This is a genomic window from Marmoricola sp. Leaf446, assembly GCF_001424755.1.
Classification (GTDB): Bacteria; Actinomycetota; Actinomycetes; order Propionibacteriales; family Nocardioidaceae; genus Marmoricola.
The window spans coordinates 50,369-66,233 of the sequence record NZ_LMRF01000006.1; the positions used below are offsets into that span (position 1 = coordinate 50,369).

The 15,865-nt window shown below is 75.2% G+C and carries 15 protein-coding genes; 3 read left to right on the top strand and 12 right to left on the bottom strand.

The window, feature by feature from the left end:
- Nucleotides 1-189: 189 nt before the first annotated feature.
- Nucleotides 190-1,704, top strand: a complete 1,515-nt coding sequence (locus ASG49_RS19420; protein WP_235562112.1) for an LLM class flavin-dependent oxidoreductase — start codon at nt 190-192, stop codon at nt 1,702-1,704.
- A 4-nt stretch (nt 1,705-1,708) separates the two neighbouring features.
- On the opposite strand, the gene ASG49_RS14895 is transcribed toward ASG49_RS19420, so the two are convergent.
- Both ASG49_RS14895 and rpe read right to left on the bottom strand, forming a co-directional pair.
- Nucleotides 1,709-3,172, bottom strand: a complete 1,464-nt coding sequence (locus ASG49_RS14895) for a S8 family serine peptidase (protein ID WP_056543272.1) — start codon at nt 3,170-3,172, stop codon at nt 1,709-1,711.
- A 63-nt stretch (nt 3,173-3,235) separates the two neighbouring features.
- Nucleotides 3,236-3,904, bottom strand: a complete 669-nt coding sequence (gene rpe / locus ASG49_RS14900; RefSeq protein ID WP_056543273.1) for a ribulose-phosphate 3-epimerase — start codon at nt 3,902-3,904, stop codon at nt 3,236-3,238.
- A gap of 26 nt (nt 3,905-3,930) precedes the next feature.
- On the opposite strand from rpe, the gene ASG49_RS14905 reads away from it, so the two are divergent.
- Nucleotides 3,931-5,193 carry a YeeE/YedE family protein gene (locus ASG49_RS14905; RefSeq protein ID WP_056543275.1) on the top strand — a complete coding sequence of 421 codons (1,263 nt, stop codon included), beginning with the start codon at nt 3,931-3,933 and terminating at the stop codon, nt 5,191-5,193.
- A gap of 4 nt (nt 5,194-5,197) precedes the next feature.
- On the opposite strand, the gene ASG49_RS14910 is transcribed toward ASG49_RS14905, so the two are convergent.
- From ASG49_RS14910 to def, 4 genes are read right to left on the bottom strand one after another with little or no spacing between them, the layout of a single operon-like run.
- Entirely contained in the window at nt 5,198-6,553 is a 1,356-nt protein-coding gene (locus ASG49_RS14910) for an RsmB/NOP family class I SAM-dependent RNA methyltransferase (protein WP_056543277.1), read from the bottom strand.
- Nucleotides 6,550-6,975: a hypothetical protein gene (locus ASG49_RS14915; protein ID WP_056543279.1), complete on the bottom strand. Its 426-nt coding sequence runs from the start codon at nt 6,973-6,975 to the stop codon at nt 6,550-6,552. The genes ASG49_RS14910 and ASG49_RS14915 overlap by 4 nt, the downstream gene beginning before the upstream one ends.
- Nucleotides 6,972-7,919: a methionyl-tRNA formyltransferase gene (gene fmt, locus ASG49_RS14920; protein ID WP_056543281.1), complete on the bottom strand. Its 948-nt coding sequence runs from the start codon at nt 7,917-7,919 to the stop codon at nt 6,972-6,974. The genes ASG49_RS14915 and fmt overlap by 4 nt, the downstream gene beginning before the upstream one ends.
- Entirely contained in the window at nt 7,920-8,465 is a 546-nt protein-coding gene (def, locus tag ASG49_RS14925; RefSeq protein WP_056543282.1) for a peptide deformylase, read from the bottom strand.
- A gap of 99 nt (nt 8,466-8,564) precedes the next feature.
- Between def and ASG49_RS14930 the strand changes: the two genes are divergently transcribed.
- Complete coding sequence (locus ASG49_RS14930; RefSeq protein ID WP_056543284.1) at nt 8,565-9,833, top strand: MFS transporter; 1,269 nt, start codon at nt 8,565-8,567, stop codon at nt 9,831-9,833.
- Here ASG49_RS14930 and ASG49_RS14935 read toward each other — a convergent pair.
- The 6 genes from ASG49_RS14935 to mihF all read right to left on the bottom strand — a co-directional run bounded on the left by ASG49_RS14935 (nt 9,830) and on the right by mihF (nt 15,838).
- Nucleotides 9,830-11,917: a primosomal protein N' gene (locus tag ASG49_RS14935; RefSeq protein ID WP_156384371.1), complete on the bottom strand. Its 2,088-nt coding sequence runs from the start codon at nt 11,915-11,917 to the stop codon at nt 9,830-9,832. The genes ASG49_RS14930 and ASG49_RS14935 overlap by 4 nt on opposite strands.
- Nucleotides 11,918-11,984: 67 nt before the next feature.
- The gene (gene metK, locus ASG49_RS14940) at nt 11,985-13,187 is read right to left on the bottom strand and encodes a methionine adenosyltransferase (protein WP_056543286.1); all 1,203 of its coding nucleotides are present in this window, start codon (nt 13,185-13,187) and stop codon (nt 11,985-11,987) included.
- Between the two features lie 73 nt (nt 13,188-13,260).
- Nucleotides 13,261-14,535, bottom strand: a complete 1,275-nt coding sequence (gene coaBC / locus ASG49_RS14945; protein WP_056543287.1) for a bifunctional phosphopantothenoylcysteine decarboxylase/phosphopantothenate--cysteine ligase CoaBC — start codon at nt 14,533-14,535, stop codon at nt 13,261-13,263.
- 13 nt (nt 14,536-14,548) lie between these two features.
- Entirely contained in the window at nt 14,549-14,884 is a 336-nt protein-coding gene (gene rpoZ / locus ASG49_RS14950) for a DNA-directed RNA polymerase subunit omega (RefSeq protein WP_056543292.1), read from the bottom strand.
- 43 nt (nt 14,885-14,927) lie between these two features.
- Nucleotides 14,928-15,524: a guanylate kinase gene (gene gmk / locus ASG49_RS14955; protein ID WP_056543295.1), complete on the bottom strand. Its 597-nt coding sequence runs from the start codon at nt 15,522-15,524 to the stop codon at nt 14,928-14,930.
- Complete coding sequence (mihF, locus tag ASG49_RS18710) at nt 15,521-15,838, bottom strand: integration host factor, actinobacterial type (protein WP_056543298.1); 318 nt, start codon at nt 15,836-15,838, stop codon at nt 15,521-15,523. Before mihF ends, gmk begins: the two co-directional genes overlap by 4 nt.
- Nucleotides 15,839-15,865: the final 27 nt, after the last annotated feature.

Below are 15,865 nucleotides of genomic sequence, written 5' to 3' on the forward strand. Positions count from 1 at the left end.
GGCTCACCACCCCGGTCGTCGGGCGGCCGTCGGCCGCTCCCGGGGCAGCGATCTCGTTGGTGACTCGATCGAGTCAGCAAGGCGTCTTGGTGATCCGATCGAGTCACCAACGGGATCGACCGTCCGGGACGCCCCTCTCGTCCTCCTACCGCGACGGTGGTGTCGGTACCGCGTGCCAGGGTGCGGGGCATGCCTCACCACATCGACGGCCATGCGCGCGCTGCCGTCCTCGCCGCGGCGTGCGACCGCATCCTGGAGCAGCAGGGCCCGGCCGGGCTCACGTGGCGGGCGATCTCGCGGGTCAGTGAGATCAGCACGTCGTCGATGCGGCACCACCTGCAGGACCACCAGCGCCTGCTCCGGGTCTGCGCGCACGTCTCGGCCACGGCACGCACGACGGCGCTGACGGCCGCGGTCATCGAGCACGGACCGCTGGCCGTGCTCCCCCGCGACCACCACGACCTGCCCGCCACCCGCACCTGGCTGGGATGGCTGGAGGTGGGCCGCACCGATCCCTCCATCGGGAGCTGGTTGCAGCGTCCGCGGCGGCAGCAGCTCGCGGTGCTCGCGCGGTCGCTCGACCACCGGGTGCCGGGGGGTGCGCTGGCCGCGGTGGAGGCGCTGGTCGACGGGCTGCGCGTCTCGCTGTGCCTGCCCGGCAGCACGCTCATCACCGACGAGGCGCAGGCGTGCCTGGCCGACCGCCTCGGCGAGCTGACCGGGTCGGTCGTCGAGCCGGGTCGACCGTGGGTGGCCCGGGAGGACTGGGCGTTCCCCTACGTGCCCGGCCGCGCCGGGTGTCGCCGTACTTCGTGGACTCCTAGGCTCGGGGTCATGCGATTCGGGCTGACGATCCTGCCGGACCTCCCCTGGGCCGAGGCCGCGCCGCGGTGGCGGGCGGCCGAGGAGCTGGGGTTCGACCACGCCTGGACCTACGACCACCTGGTGTGGGGCGGGCTGCCGGAGTCGCCGTGGTTCGGGACCACCCCCACACTGACCGCTGCCGCGCTGGTGACCAGCCGGATCCGGTTGGGGACGTTCGTGGCCTCGCCCAACTTCCGGCACCCGGTGGCGCTGCACCGCGACGTGCAGTCGCTCGACGACGTGTCGGGCGGGCGCTTCCTACTGGGCGTGGGCACCGGGGGCGACCTGGACTCCCGGATCCTGGGGGCCGAGGACCTGAGCGTGAAGGAGCGGGTCGACCGGTTCCAGGAGTTCACCGACCTGCTGGTGCGGCTGCGCACCGAGGACCACGTCGACGCCGACGGGCGCTGGTTCAGCGCGCGGGATGCCCGCACGCTGCCCCCGCTGCGTGACGTGCCGCTCCTGGTGGCGGCCAACGGTCCCCGGTCGCTGCGGTACGCCGCCCGCACCGGCGACGGCTGGATCACGACCGGGGGTCGCGCCGAGACGCTGGACGAGTGGTTCGCGGGGCTGGCGCAAGCCCGCACGACGCTCGAGGCCGAGCTGGAACGGGTGGGCCGGGACGCAGGTGACGGGTCGGCGTACCCGCGCTACCTCAACCTCGACTCCTCACCCCGGTTCTCGCTGGAGAGCGCGGACCTGTTCGAGGAGATGACCGGGCGCGCGGCCGAGCTCGGGTTCACCGACGTGATCACGCACTGGCCGCGGGCCGAGGCGCCGTACGCAGGCCGGGAGGCCACCTTGGAGCAGGTGGCCTCCCGGCTCGCCGGACTGCGGTGACTCCCTAGCCCACCGCCTGCGCGGCGGCGACGACGTCGACCAGGCCGTAGCCCTTGTCGACGCTCGTGGTGCCGAGCGCACCGTTCTCGTAGGGGGCGCCGTCGGTGTACTTGTACGCCGTGGTCTTGAGCGCCTCCTCGACCTGGGCCGGCGTGGCCTGCGGGTTGGCCTGGAACAGCTGGGCCACGATGCCGGCGATGTGCGGGGCGGCCATCGAGGTGCCGCTGATCGTGTTGAAGGTGCCGATGTCGGTCACGCCCGGGCCGTTCTTGAAGTCCAGACCCGTGGAGCAGATCGGCAGGTAGGGGCGGCACGAGGAGGTGATGTTCTCGCCGGGGGCGGAGATGTCGGGGTAGGTCGCCTGGTCACCGGAGCGCCCGCGCGAGGAGTACTCCGAGACCTTGCCGTCGCGGGTGCCGTTGTCGAGGTCGAAGTACGACGCGACCGAGAGGACGCCGGGGGTCGGGTCCTGGCCGGGCGGGTTGGAGAGGTTCGCCGAGCCGTCGCCACCGTCGTTGCCGTTGGCCCACACGGTGAGGACGCCCTCGGCCGCGAGCGCGCGCTGCAGCTTCACGGTCGCCGACTGCGGGTCGAACTCGCCGCCGCCGGTGGGGCCGTAGGAGTTGTTGGTGACCTTGATGGGCGGGCAGGTCGCCGCGGAGACACCGGCACCGCAGGGCGCCTCGTGGTTCTCCAGCACCCAGTTGAGAGCCGCGTCGGCCCCGAGGATGACCAGGGCCGCGCCGGTCGAGATCGAGACCAGCTTGGCGTCCTTGGCCGCGCCCTGGAGCTTCTCGCCCGAGGACAGGGTTGTGGGACGACCGGCGACGATGCCGTTGACGTGGGTGCCGTGGCCGCCGACCGAGAGGGTGTCGGTGTCGACGATGCCGGGCACGCGCTGGACGGTGCACAGCGACTCGGTCGGGTCGCAGAGCGTCTTGAGGTTGGCCACGACGGCGCTGGAGCCGTCGGCCTCCTCGAAGTAGGGGTGGTTGGGGTCGACACCGGAGTCGATGACGCCGACCGAGACGCCCTTGCCGGTGAGCGGGGTGCCGTCGGCGCCGGTGAGGGTCGACTGCGCCTCGATGCCACGGGTGGCGGTGTGGGAGGTCTCGTTGAAGAACTCGATCGGCTGCTCGCCGGCCTCGACGTACTCGACGCCGGGCTGGCTGCGGACGTCCTCGATCTGGGCCTTGCTGCCGCGCGCGGCGACGACGCCGATCGTGTCGAACGAGCCGACGCGGCGCAGGCCGGCGTCGGCGACCGCGGACCGGGCGGCGGCGAGGTCGGTGCCGTGCACGAGGACCGTGCTCGCGCCGGTCAGGCCCGGCAGCGTCTTCGCGAGGTACGGCGAGACGTCGGCCGGCGACGCGGGGTCGTCCGCCGAGGCGGCGGTGGGGGCGGACAGGCCGAACGCGAGCACCGCTGCTGCGGCACCGGCGAGAGTCGTGGTGGAACGACGACGCACGGTTTCTCCCTCGGGTCGGCCACCGTCGAGCTCGATCCCCGAACGGTCGGAGGCCCGGGTGGCTTACTCCACCAACGAGGCAGCGTGCGCCAGGTCACGCAGCTCGCGCACGACCGTGTCGGGGTCCTCGGCGGAGTAGACGGCCGACCCCGCCACGAAGACGTCCGCCCCGGCCTCGGCCGCGCGCTCGACGGTCTCGGCGGACACCCCGCCGTCGACCTGCAGCCACAGCTCCAGCCCCGCGGCGGAGACCAGCTCGCGGGCACGTCGGATCTTGGGCAGCACCAGGTCGAGGAACTTCTGGCCGCCGAAGCCGGGCTCGACGGTCATCAGCAGCAGCATGTCGAGCTCGCCGAGCATCCCCTCGGCGGCCTCCAGCGGGGTGGCGGGCTTGAGCGCCATCGAGGCACGCGCGCCCTGGGCCCGCAGCTCGCGGGCCAGCCGCACCGGGGCCGCGGCCGCCTCGAGGTGGAAGGTGACCGAGCCGACGCCCGCCTCGGCGTACGCCGGCGCCCAGCGGTCGGGGTCCTCGATCATCAGGTGCACGTCGATCGGCAGCGTGCTGTGCCGCGCCAGCGCCTCGACGACCGGTAGCCCGAGGGTCAGGTTGGGCACGAAGTGGTTGTCCATCACGTCCACGTGCACCCAGTCGGCGCTCGGGATGCGCGCCACCTCGTCGGCGAGCCGGGACAGGTCGGCGTTCAGGACGCTCGGGGTGATCTGGATGCCCATGGTGCGGCCGATCCTAGGCTGCAGGGGTGGCCTCCCTCCTCGACCGCACGCCGCAGGTCCGTCCTGCGTCCCAGGCACCCACCGCGAACCCGCCCCAGCTCGGCATCGCGCTGGCCGGCCTCGTCGGGGCGCTCGCCCTCGGCACCCTGATCTGGCAGCGCTCGGGCCAGGTGCCGGCCGTGCTCTTCGCGATCGGCACCGCGCTCGGCTTCGTGCTGTTCCACAGCCGCTTCGGCTTCACCTCGGCCTGGCGGCAGCTGGTCTCGGTGCGCCAGGGCGCCGGGCTGCGCGCCCACATGCTGATGATCGCGGTCGCGGCGACGCTGTTCGCCCCCGTCCTGGCCAACGGCGTCGCCTGGTACGACGCGCCGGCCGCACCGACGCTGGCCCCGCTCGGCTTCGGCGTCGTGGTCGGCGCGTTCCTGTTCGGCGTCGGCATGCAGCTCGGCGGCTCGTGCGCCTCGGGCACGCTGTTCGCCGTGGGCAGCGGGCAGACCGCGATCCTGATCACCCTGGGCGGCTTCGTCGCCGGCTCCACGCTGGGGGCGCTGCACTTCCCCTTCTGGACCAACGACCTGCCCAGCCACCCACCCGTCTCGCTCACCACGGTGCAGCCGTTCGGCTACCTCGGCGCCTGGGTCCTCACGATGGCCGTCGTCGGCGCGATCGTCGGGCTGACCTACGCCCTGGCCCGCGGCCGGGCCGGCCGGCCGGTGCCCCCGGTCGACCGCGCCCCCGTCGCCCGCGGCGCGGCCCGGGCCGTGCGCGGCTCCTGGCCGCTGTGGGTGGGCGCGCTGCTGCTCGCGGGCCTCAACGCGCTGACGCTGTGGGTCTCCGGCGGCGCGTGGGGCGTGACCTTCGCCTTCAGCCTCTGGGGCTCCAAGCTGCTCGACGCCCTCGGGGTCGACGTGACCTCCTGGACGTTCTGGCAGGACCCGGTCAACGCCGCGAAGTACCAGGCCGGCTTCCTGGCCGAGAAGACCTCCGTGATGGACCTCGGCATCATCCTGGGCGCCCTGGTCGCCTCCGCCCTGGCCGGTGCCTTCGTGGTGCACCGCCGCATCCCCGGCAGGCTCGCGCTGGGCGCGGTCGTCGGCGGGATCATGATGGGGTACGGCGCCCGGATCGCCTTCGGCTGCAACATCGGCGCCTACTTCGGCGGCATCGCCTCCTTCAGCCTGCACGGGTGGCTGTGGGGCGCGATGGCGCTGCTCGGCACCGTGGCCGGGCTGCGGCTGCGTCCGCTGCTGGGGCTGGCCAACCCCAAGCCGACCGACTCGGTCTGCTAGCGGCTCACGTCGGCTCGGGCTCCTGCCGCCGCAGCACCGCGAGGAACATCGCGTCGGTGCCGTGGCGGTGGGGCCAGAGCTGGACCGCGCCGGGCAGGTGGGCGCTCACGGCGTCGGAGACCTCGGGCAGCAGCGGCGCCGCCTCCTCCAGCCGTACGTCGGTCCGGTCGGCCAGCAGCCGCGAGACGACCCCCGCCGTCTCCTCGACCACGGGCGAGCAGGTCGCGTAGACGACCACGCCGCCCGGACGCACCGAGTCGACCGCCGCACCGAGCAGCGCCCGCTGGAGCGGCACCAGGGCGTCGAGGTCGGAGCGCTGCCGACGCCACCGGCTCTCCGGGCGCCGTCGCAGCGCCCCGAGCCCGGAGCACGGCGCGTCGACGAGCACCCGGTCGAACGACCCGTCGGCCCACGCGGGCCGGGTGCCGTCGCCGACGACCACGTCGCCGGCCGTGGCCCGCAGCGCCTGCCGCACGAGGACGGCGCGGTGCGGGAGACGCTCGTGGGCCAGCAGCCGGGCGCCGCGCTGGTCGGCGAGCGCCGCGAGCAGCGCGGCCTTGCCGCCGGGGCCGGCGCAGAGGTCGAGCCAGCGCTCGTCGCGGCCCTCGACCTCGGCCCGGGCCAGTGCGAGGCCGACCAGCTGGGAGCCGGCGTCCTGCACGCCGGCGCGCCCCTCGCGCACGGCCGGCACCTCGCCGGGGTCGCCGCCGTCCATGGCGACGGCGAGCGGCGAGGTGGCGAGCGGGGTGCCGCCCGCCACCGTCCGCACCAGCTCCTCGACGGAGGTGAGACCGGGACGCGCCACCAGCGTCACCGCGGGGCGCTCGTTGTCGGCGGCCAGCAGCGCCTCGACCTCCTCGGGGCGGCCCAGCGACCGGGAGAGCTCGACGACCATCCACGAGGGGTGGGAGGTGCGCACGTCCAGCGGGGCGTCGAGCTCGTCGAGCCACGCCTCCAGGGAGCGCGTCGAGAGCCGCCGCAGCACCGCGTTGGTGAAGCCGGCCGGCTTGTGGCCGACCCGGGTGCGGACCAGCTCGACGGTCGAGGCGACGGCCGCGTGGTCGGGCACCCGCATCGCCAGCAGCTGGTGGGCGCCGAGGCGCAGCGCGTCGCGCACCGCGGGGTCGGGGGCGCGGCCGGTCAGGTGGTCCAGCAGCGCGTCGTACGTGCCCTGGCCGCGGAGCGTGCCACCCACCAGCTCGGTCGTGAACGCCGCGTCGCGGCCGGTGATGGCCCGCTCGCGCAGCAGCCGGGGCAGCACCAGGTTGGCGTAGGCGTCGTCCTCGCGGACCGCCACCAGCACGTCGTACGCCGCCAGCCGGGGCGCGTCGACCCTGGCCCGCGGGGTGCTCCGGGTCACGCGTCGAGCTCGCGGACGAGCCGGGGCGGCGCCGCCGTGCGCCACGCGTCGGTCAGCAGCTCGGCCAGCTCGTCCCGGGTGACCTCGCCGATGCGGGAGAGCCGCACCAGCACCGAGGTGCTGCTCCGGAAGTGGTCGATGTCGAAGAACGGCCCGTCGTCCTCGACCAGCGCGGCCTTGGCGCCCGCGTCGGGGGTCCGGACCACGAGCAGGTCGTCCCACTCCTCACCGGTCTCGGGGTCGGTGGCGGTGGGGTGCGGCTGGCGGTAGAGCACGAAGCCGCGGCCCTTGTCGTCCTCGCGCCGGGTGGCGTGGGACTGCACCAGCCAGGTCGGGACGTCGCCCCACGAGGTGCCGAACCAGGTGCCGGGCAGCGCCTCGCAGATCTCGTCGACGTCCTCGGGACGGGCCGCGCGGCTCACGCGACCGGCCCCCCGAGCCGGGTGCCGGGCTCGAGCCGTACGCCGCGGGCCCAGTCGGCGGCGTCCATCTCCTTCTTGCCGAACGCCTTGACGCGCCCGAGCCGCACCGGCCCGGTGCCGGTGCCGACCAGGACGTCCTTCTTGCCGACCTCGACCACGCCGGGCTCGAGACCGGGCTCCGCACCGGTCGGGTCGACCGGTCGCACCGGGCCGAGCTTGAGCCGCTCGCCGCCGACCGTGGTCCAGGCGCCGGGGAACGGCGTGCACGCGCGGACCCGGCGGTCGACGGCCACGGCGGGCTCGGTCCACACCACCTCGGCGTCGGCGCTGGTGATCTTGGGCGCCAGGCTGACCCCGTCGGCGGGCTGCTCGCGCTCCTCCAGGGTGCCGTCCTCGATGCCGTCGAGGGTCTGCACCAGCAGGCCGCTGCCGCCCTCGGCGAGCCGGTCGAGCAGCGCGCCCGCGGTGTCGTCGGGGCGCACGGTCTGGGTCATCAGGCCGTACGTCGGCCCGGCGTCCAGCGCCGGGACGATCCGGAACGTCGTCGCCCCGGTCACCTCGTCGCCGGCCCAGATCGCGTGCTGCACGGGCGCGGCCCCCCGCCACGAGGGCAGCACCGAGAAGTGCAGGTTGACCCAGCCGCGGGGCGGGATCTCCAGCGCGGAGGCGGGCAGCAGCGCGCCGTACGCGACGACGGGGCAGCAGTCGGGCGCCAGCGCCCGCAGCTCGGCCTGGAAGTCGGGGTCGCGCGGGTGCGCGGGCTTGAGCACCGGCACGCCGAGCTCCTCGGCCCGCCGCCCGACCGGCGAGGCGACGAGCCGGCGGCCGCGCCCGGCAGGGGCGTCGGGACGGGTGACCACGCCGACCAGCTCGTGCCGGCTGGCGGCCACCGCCTCCAGCGCCGGGAGGCCGACCTCGGGGGTGCCGGCGAAGACGACGCGCACCTAGATCCCCAGGCCGTTCGTGGCGTGGGGCGAGAGCCGGACCTGGGGGCGCTCCTCGCCGAACCACTCCGCCTCGCGGATCCACCGCATGGCCTCGCGACGGGCCTCGCGGTCGAGCCGGTCGACGAACAGGATGCCGTCGAGGTGGTCGGTCTCGTGCTGGATCGCTCGCGCCAGCTTGGCGGTGCCCTCGACCAGCAGCGGCTCGCCATGGAGGTCGAAGCCGTGGGCCACCACCTGGGCGGCACGCCGGCAGTCGATCGCGAAGCCGGGGATCGACAGGCAGCCCTCCTCGCCGTCCTGGGTGTCCTCGGACAGCGTCAGCCGCGGGTTGACCAGGTGGCCCAGCTCGCCGTCGACGTGCCAGGTGAACACGCGCAGGCCGACCCCGATCTGCGGCGCGGCGAGCCCGGCGCCGGGCGCGGCGAGCATCGTCGCGGTGAGGTCGTCGACCAGCGTGCGTAGCTCCCGGTCGAAGTCGACCACCTCGGTGGCCGGGGTGCGCAGCACCGGGTCGCCGAACAGGCGGATGGGCCGGACGGGCACGAGCGGTCTCCTCGCGGGGGACGGTGACGACGGACCCCCCGAGTCTAGGGACCCCCGACCGGGTTGACGCGGGGCGCGGGTGCGGGCACGGTGCCCGCCATGGGGTCCGGGGCGAGCCGCGGTCTGGAGCGGCGGCTGCTCGCCTGGCAGGCGCTCGACGACGCGATGCCGATCTTCCCGGTCTACGCCCTGCTGTTCGCCGACGCCGGGCTCTCGGTCGGGCAGATCTCGGCGCTGCTGGCCCTGTGGTCGGTGGTCGGGATCGTCCTGGAGGTCCCGTCGGGCGCCTGGGCCGACACCGTGTCGCGGCGCGGGCTGCTGGCCCTCGGCGCCGTGGTGTACGCCGCGGCGTTCGCCACGTGGGTGCTGCTCCCGACCTTCGCCGGCTTCGCGGCGGGCTTCGTGCTCTGGGGACTCTCCGGCGCGCTGACCTCGGGCACCTTCGCCGCGCTGGCCTACGACGAGCTGGCCGCCCGGGGCGCGCGGCACCGCTACGCCCACGTGATCGGTCTCGGGCAGGCGCTGGCGGTGGCCGCGATGACGGTGACCACGCTGCTGGCCGCCCCGCTGCTGGCGGTGGGCGGCTACGACCTCGTCGGCTGGGCCAGCGTCGGGGTGTGCCTCGTGCAGCTGGCCGTGGTGGCGTGGCTGCCCGCGGCTCCCCCGGTGGTCTCCGCAGCGGCGCTGGAGGACGCGGACGACCCCGACGACGTCGCGGACCTCGAGCGGCTCGAGCCGCCCCGGGACGAGGGCGCCTGGGCCCGGTGGCGACGGGCCCTGCGGACCGGGCTCACCGAGGCGACCACGTCGACGCTGGTCCGTGGTGCGGTGCTGGCCAGCGCCACGGTGCTGGCCCTGCAGGTGCTCGACGAGTACTTCGGGCTGCTCTTCCGCGAGCAGGGCGCCGCGCTGGTGGTGGTGCCGCTGCTGGTCGGCCTGGTCGGGGCGGGCGAGGCGGTCGGGGCGCTGGTCGCCACCCGTGCGACCGGCTGGCCGCCGCGCCGGGCGGGGTCGGTGGTGGCGGTGGCCGGGGTCCTGGTCGGGGCGGCGGCGCTGACGGACGACGCCCTCGTCGCCGCGGTGGCGCTCACCGTGGGCTACGGCCTGGTGCAGCTCTCGGTGGTGCTCGCGGAGGTGCGGCTCCAGGACAGCATCGAGCACGACGCCCGCGCCACGGTGGTCTCGACGTCCAACGTGCTCGCCGAGCTGCTCTCGGTGGCGGCGTACGTCGGCTTCGCGCTCGCCCCCGGTGACGGGGTCGCCCGACCGGTGCTCGTGCTCGCGGCGGTCACCGTGCTGCTTGGCGCGCTGGTGGCACGCTGGCTCCCGCCCGCCGTGCCCGCGGTGCGCGTCGGGGCGGGGTCCTAGCCCAGCTCGGCCGGGTCGACCTCGACCCGGAGGTGGGGCAGCTTGCGGGTCGACCGACGGGCCTGCAGGTCCTGCAGCGCGCGCGACAGCGCCGCCCCGCCGGAGCGCGGCACCCGCAGCACGTAGCGCTCCTGGTCGACGTCGACGGTGCTGTCGCGCGGGGGCGGGACCGGGACGGGACCGAGCACCTCGGCGCCGGGCGGGAGCTCGAGCGCCGCCAGGCCCTGCTCGAGGTCGGCGGCGGTGCCGGTGAGCGTGGCCACGCGCGAGGCCGGGGGCAGGTGGGCGGAGTGACGCTCCTCGATCTCGCGGCGGGCCAGGCCGCCCGGGTCCCAGCGCACCAGCGCCTGCAGGCCGGGGTGGGCGGGGTCGCCGACGGCCATCACGCGGCCGCCCTCGGAGGCGGGCCTGACCAGGGCGGCGGCGTTGGCCCAGCGGCGTACGGCCTCCTCGGTGGCGCGCAGGTCGGCCCGCCCCAGCAGCAGCCAGGTGTCGAGCAGCAGCACCGCGGCGTAGCCGCCCTCGGCGGGCGGCTCGGCGCCCGGTGTGGCGACCACGACCGCGGGGGCCGAGGACACGCCGTCGAGCACCCGCTCGCCCGAGGAGGACTGCCGCACGGTGACGCCCGGCAGCGCGCGGCCGATCTCCTCCGCGGTGCGGGCGTCGCCCAGCACGGGGGCGCGCAGGCCCGCGTGGCCGCACTCCTCGCACCGCCACCCCGGCGCGGGGGTCGCGCACCAGGCGCACTCCAGCGGGCGGCCCGGACCACGCTGGCGCAGCGGCCCCCGGCACACCGCGCACGTCGCGGGCGTGAAGCAGCGCTCGCAGACCAGCCGGGTGGCGTAGCCCACCCGTGGCGCCTGCACCAGCACCGGGCCGTCGGCGACGGCCTCGCGCAGCAGCCGCAGCGCCTGCGAGGGCAGGCGGGTGCGGGCACCCGGGTCGCGCGACTCCGCCAGGGGGTCGGCGCCCGCGACGTCGACCGCGATCCGTTCGCGCACGGTCTCGCGGGGCGCGGCGACCTCGTGGGCCCAACCGGTGCGCAGGAGGTACTCCGCCTCCACGCTGCGCGCGTGGCTGGCCAGCACCGCCCCGCACCCCGTGGCCTGGGCCCGCAGCAGCAGCACCTCGCGGGCGTGGGGGTACGGCGCCCGCGGCTCGTCGTGGAGGTCGTCGCCGTCGTCCCAGATGGCCACGAGCCCCAGGTCGCGGACCGGCGCGAAGGCGGCGGCCCGGGTGCCCACCACGATGGGCACCGCGCCCCGGCTGACGGCCAGGAAGGCGCGGTAGCGCTTGGCGGGACCGGCGTCGGCGGCCAGCACCACGTGGCCGCCCGTGCCGAGCCGTGCGGTCAGGGCGGCGTCGAGCCGGTCGAGGTCGCGCCGGTCGGGCACGCAGACCAGCGCGCCGCGGCCGGCCGCGGCGGTCGCGACGGCCGCGTCGGCCAGCAGGGCCGCGCCGTCGTCGCCCGGCAGCACGGTCCACACCGCGCGGGGCGACTCGCCGGCGGCCAGCGCGGCGACGACCCCCGCTCCCCCGTCGTAGGCCGCCCAGGCCTGCGGCTGCGGCGCGTCGGGGACGGGCGCGGGCTCGCGGGGCGGCTCCTTCTCGACGCTCGCGTGCCGGGCCGGGACGGCCAGCCGGAGCACGTCGGAGCGGGTGCCGGCGTAGCGCGCGGCGACGTCACCGGTGAGCGCGGCCACCTCGGGCCGCAGCACCGGCTCGGCGGAGACCACCCGGCGCAGCGGCTGCAGCCGACCGGTGTGGCTGGTGGTCGCGGACCGCGCGAGGACGAAGCCGTCGACGTCCTGGCCGGCGAAGCGCACCTTGACCCGCACGCCCGGCTGCGCCGCCTCGGCCAGCGGCGCCGGTACGGCGTAGTCGAAGGGCCGGTCGAGGTGCGCGAGCGGCACGTCGACCAGCACCCGGGCGACCGGGTCGACCTCGGCGAGGGGATCGGGGGTGCGCTCCTGGGGAGGCCTGGTGCGACGCACCACCTCGCGCACCCGCGCCGGCGCGGGCAGCAGCGAGAGCTGCTCCTCCTCGGCACCGGCCGGGTCGGGCGGAGGCGAGGGCTCGGTCACGGCTGCATGCTCGCAGCCGTGACCGACAGCCCCGCGGGGAGCCCGGGCGCCGGTCCCGGGTGCGGCGTCAGACGCCGGCGACCTTCTTCAGCGCCTCGGCGCGGTCGGTGCGCTCCCAGGTGAACTCGGGCAGCTCGCGGCCGAAGTGGCCGTAGGCCGCGGTCTTGGCGTAGATCGGGCGCAGCAGGTCGAGGTCGCGGATGATCGCCGCGGGACGCAGGTCGAAGACCTCGAGCACGGCCTTCTGAATGACCTCGTCGGGGACGACGCCGGTGCCGAAGGTCTGCACGAAGACGCCGACCGGCTGGGCCTTGCCGATGGCGTAGGCGACCTGGACCTCGGCGCGGCGGGCGAGCCCGGCGGCGACGATGTTCTTGGCCACCCAGCGCATGGCGTACGCCGCGGAGCGGTCGACCTTGGACGGGTCCTTGCCGGAGAACGCGCCGCCGCCGTGGCGGGCCATGCCGCCGTAGGTGTCGACGATGATCTTGCGGCCGGTGAGACCGGCGTCGCCCATCGGACCGCCGACGACGAAGATGCCGGTCGGGTTGACCAGCACGCGATGGTCCTCCGAGGGGATGTCGAAGCTCGCGAGCACCGGGCCGATGACGTGCTCGACGATGTCGGCCTCGAGCTGCTCCAGCGACACCTCGGCGGCGTGCTGGGTGGAGAGCACCACGGTGTCAACGCGGACGGGACGGTCCTGGTCGTCGTACTCGATGGTGACCTGGGTCTTGCCGTCGGGACGCAGGTAGGGCAGCGTGCCGTCCTTGCGCACGGCGGTCAGCCGCTCGGAGAGCCGGTGGGCGATGGTGATGGGCAGCGGCATCAGCTCGGGGGTGTCGTCCGAGGCGTAGCCGAACATCAGGCCCTGGTCGCCGGCACCCTGCTTGTCGATCTCGTCGGCCGAGGAGCCGACCCGCGACTCGTGGCCGTGGTCCACGCCGGCGGCGATGTCGGCGGACTGGCCGCCGATGGCCACCTGGACGCCGCACGAGGCGCCGTCGAAGCCCTTGTCGGAGGAGTCGTAGCCGATGTCGAGCACCTTCTGGCGGACCAGCTCGGCCACGGGGGCGTAGGCGGTGGTGCGCACCTCGCCGGCCACGACGACCAGACCGGTGGTGAGCAGCGTCTCGACGGCGACGCGCAGGGTGCGGGTGTCGTCGTCGTGCGCGAGCAGGTAGTCGAGGACGGTGTCGCTGATCGCGTCGGCGATCTTGTCGGGGTGACCCTCGGTCACCGACTCGGAGGTGAAGAGACGTCCGGTCACGGGTAGCTCCTGGAGGTGGAAGATCGGGGGTTCGGCAGCGACGGCAGAGCCTAACCGAACCGTCCTGGTGGGCTTACGACGTCTCGGTGCGTGTCGACCCGGCGGGACCGGCCCCGCGCAGTGCCACGACGCGGTCCCACACGACGTGGGCCAGCGCCGACTTGGAGCCGTGCGGCACGGGTGCTGCTCCCCCGTCGCGGTCGAGCACGACGGCCTCGTTGTCGTCGCTGCCGAAGACCGCGCCCCCGCCGACGTCGTTGACGACCAGCAGGTCGCAGCCCTTGCGGGCCAGCTTGGCGCGGGCGTGGTCCATCACCGAGCCGGCGGCGTCGCCGGTCTCGGCGGCGAAGCCGACCACGACGGTGTCGGGCCGTGGCCGGTGGGCTGCCAGCCCGGCGAGGATGTCGGGGTTCTGGACCAGGTCGATCCGCGGTGAGGACCCGTCCTCGGACTTCTTGATCTTGGTCGTCGAGGCCTCGGCGGGCCGGAAGTCGGCCGGGGCGGCGGCCATCACGACTGCGTCGGCGGCCGCGGCCGCGTCCAGCACGGCGTCGCGCAGCTCGGCGGTGGTCTCGACGTGCCGCACCGTGACCCCGGCCGGGTCGGGCAGGGTGACGTTGGCGGCCACCAGGGTGACCTCCGCGCCGCGCGCGGCGGCGGCGCGGGCCAGCGCGTAGCCCTGACGGCCCGAGGAGCGGTTGCCGATGAAGCGGACCGGGTCGAGGTACTCACGCGTGCCCCCGGCCGAGACGACCACCTGGGTGCCGGCGAGGTCGAGCGAGGCGGCGCCGGCGGTGTGGCGGGCCAGCACCTCGGTGGCGAGGGCGAAGATCTCGGCGGGGTCGGGGAGCCGGCCCTTGCCGGTGTCGGCACCGGTCAGCCGGCCCTCGGCCGGCTCGACGACGACCACCCCGCGCTCGCGCAGCGTGGCGACGTTGGCACGGGTGGCGGCGTTCTCCCACATCTCGGTGTGCATCGCCGGGGCGAGCACCACCGGGCACCGGGCGGTCAGCAGGGTGTTGGTCAGCAGGTCGTCGGCCAACCCGTGCGCCGCCCGGGCCATCAGGTCGGCGGTGGCGGGGGCGACGACGACGAGGTCGGCCTCCTGGCCGATCCGCACGTGGGGCACCTCGTGCACCTGCGCCCACACGTCGGTGCTGACGGGCTTGCCCGACAGCGCCGCCCAGGTGGGGGCACCCACGAACTCCAGCGCCGAGGCGGTCGGCACCACGGTGACGTCGTGGCCGGACTCGGTGAACCGGCGCAGCAGCTCGCAGGCCTTGTACGCAGCGATCCCGCCGCTCACGCCGAGCACGACGCGAGGGCGGGATCCACCGGTGGTGGTCACCGGCAGCAGCTCATCAGGAGACGGGCTCGTCGCTGGAGCCGGCGGCAGCGGCCTGGTCGACGGCGAGCGCCTCGGCCGCGGCCTCCTCGGGGTCGATGTCCTCGCAGGTCAGCAGGTCGTCGTTGATCTCGCGCAGCGCGATCGAGAGCGGCTTCTCCTGCACGTGGGTGTCCACGAGCGGGCCGACGTACTCCAGCAGGCCCTCGCCGAGCTGGGAGTAGTAGGCGTTGATCTGGCGAGCCCGCTTGGCGCTGTAGAGGACCAGCTTGTACTTGGAGTCGGTCTTCGTCAGCAGGTCGTCGATCGGGGGGTTGGTGATCCCCTCGGCGACAGGTCCGGACGCAGTCATCAAAGCCTCATTCACGTAGACGCAAGGTGGAGCAGGGCAGGCCTCAGCGGCCGCCCAACCCCATCAACTCTACCAATCGCCGGCCGGCATCCGGAATCCGCCGGTTGACGACCGTCTCGTCGAACTCCGGCCCGGCCGCCAGCTCCTCGCGCGCGCTGTCCAGGCGGCGTTCGCGCTCGGCGGCGTCCTCGGTCCCGCGGCCCACGAGCCGGTTGACCAGCTCCTCCCACGACGGGGGCGCGAGGAACACGAAGCGGGCCTCGGGCATGCGCTCGCGGACCTGGCGGGCGCCCTGGAGGTCGATCTCCAGCAGCGCCGGACGGGCGTGGGCCAGGGCGTCCTCGACGGGCGCGCGCGGGGTGCCGTAGCGGGCGCCGCGGTGGACCACGGCCCACTCCAGGAGCGCCTCGTCGGCGACGAGCCGGTCGAACTCCTGGTCGTCGACGAAGTGGTAGTGCACGCCGTCCTGCTCGCCCGGCCGGCGCTGCCGGGTGGTGGCGGAGACCGAGATCCAGACCTCGGGGTGGTGCTCGCGGACCCAGGCGGTCACGCTGCCCTTGCCCACGGCGGTGGGGCCGGCCAGGACGGTCAGGCGGGAGGGCGCGGCCCCGGAGCCAGCCCGGACGTCGACCTGGGTCACTCGCCGGAGAACTCGTCGACGAGCGCCGCGACCTGCTTGGCGCCCAGGCCGCGCACGCGGCGGCTCTCGGAGATCTGGAGCCGCTCCATGACCTGGCGGGCACGGACCTTGCCGATGCCCGGCATCGACTGCAGCAGCTCGCTGACCCGCATCTTGCCGATGACCTCGTTGTGGCGGCTCTCCTCGATCACGTCGGCCACGGTGTAGCCGGAGTTCTTGAGCCGGTTCTTGACCTCGGCGCGCTCACGGCGCGAGGCGGCGGCCTTGTCGAGTGCTGCCTGGCGCTGTTCGGGCGTGAGGGGCGGCAGGGCCACGGAGGGTTCCTCGTTCTTCCTGCCCGG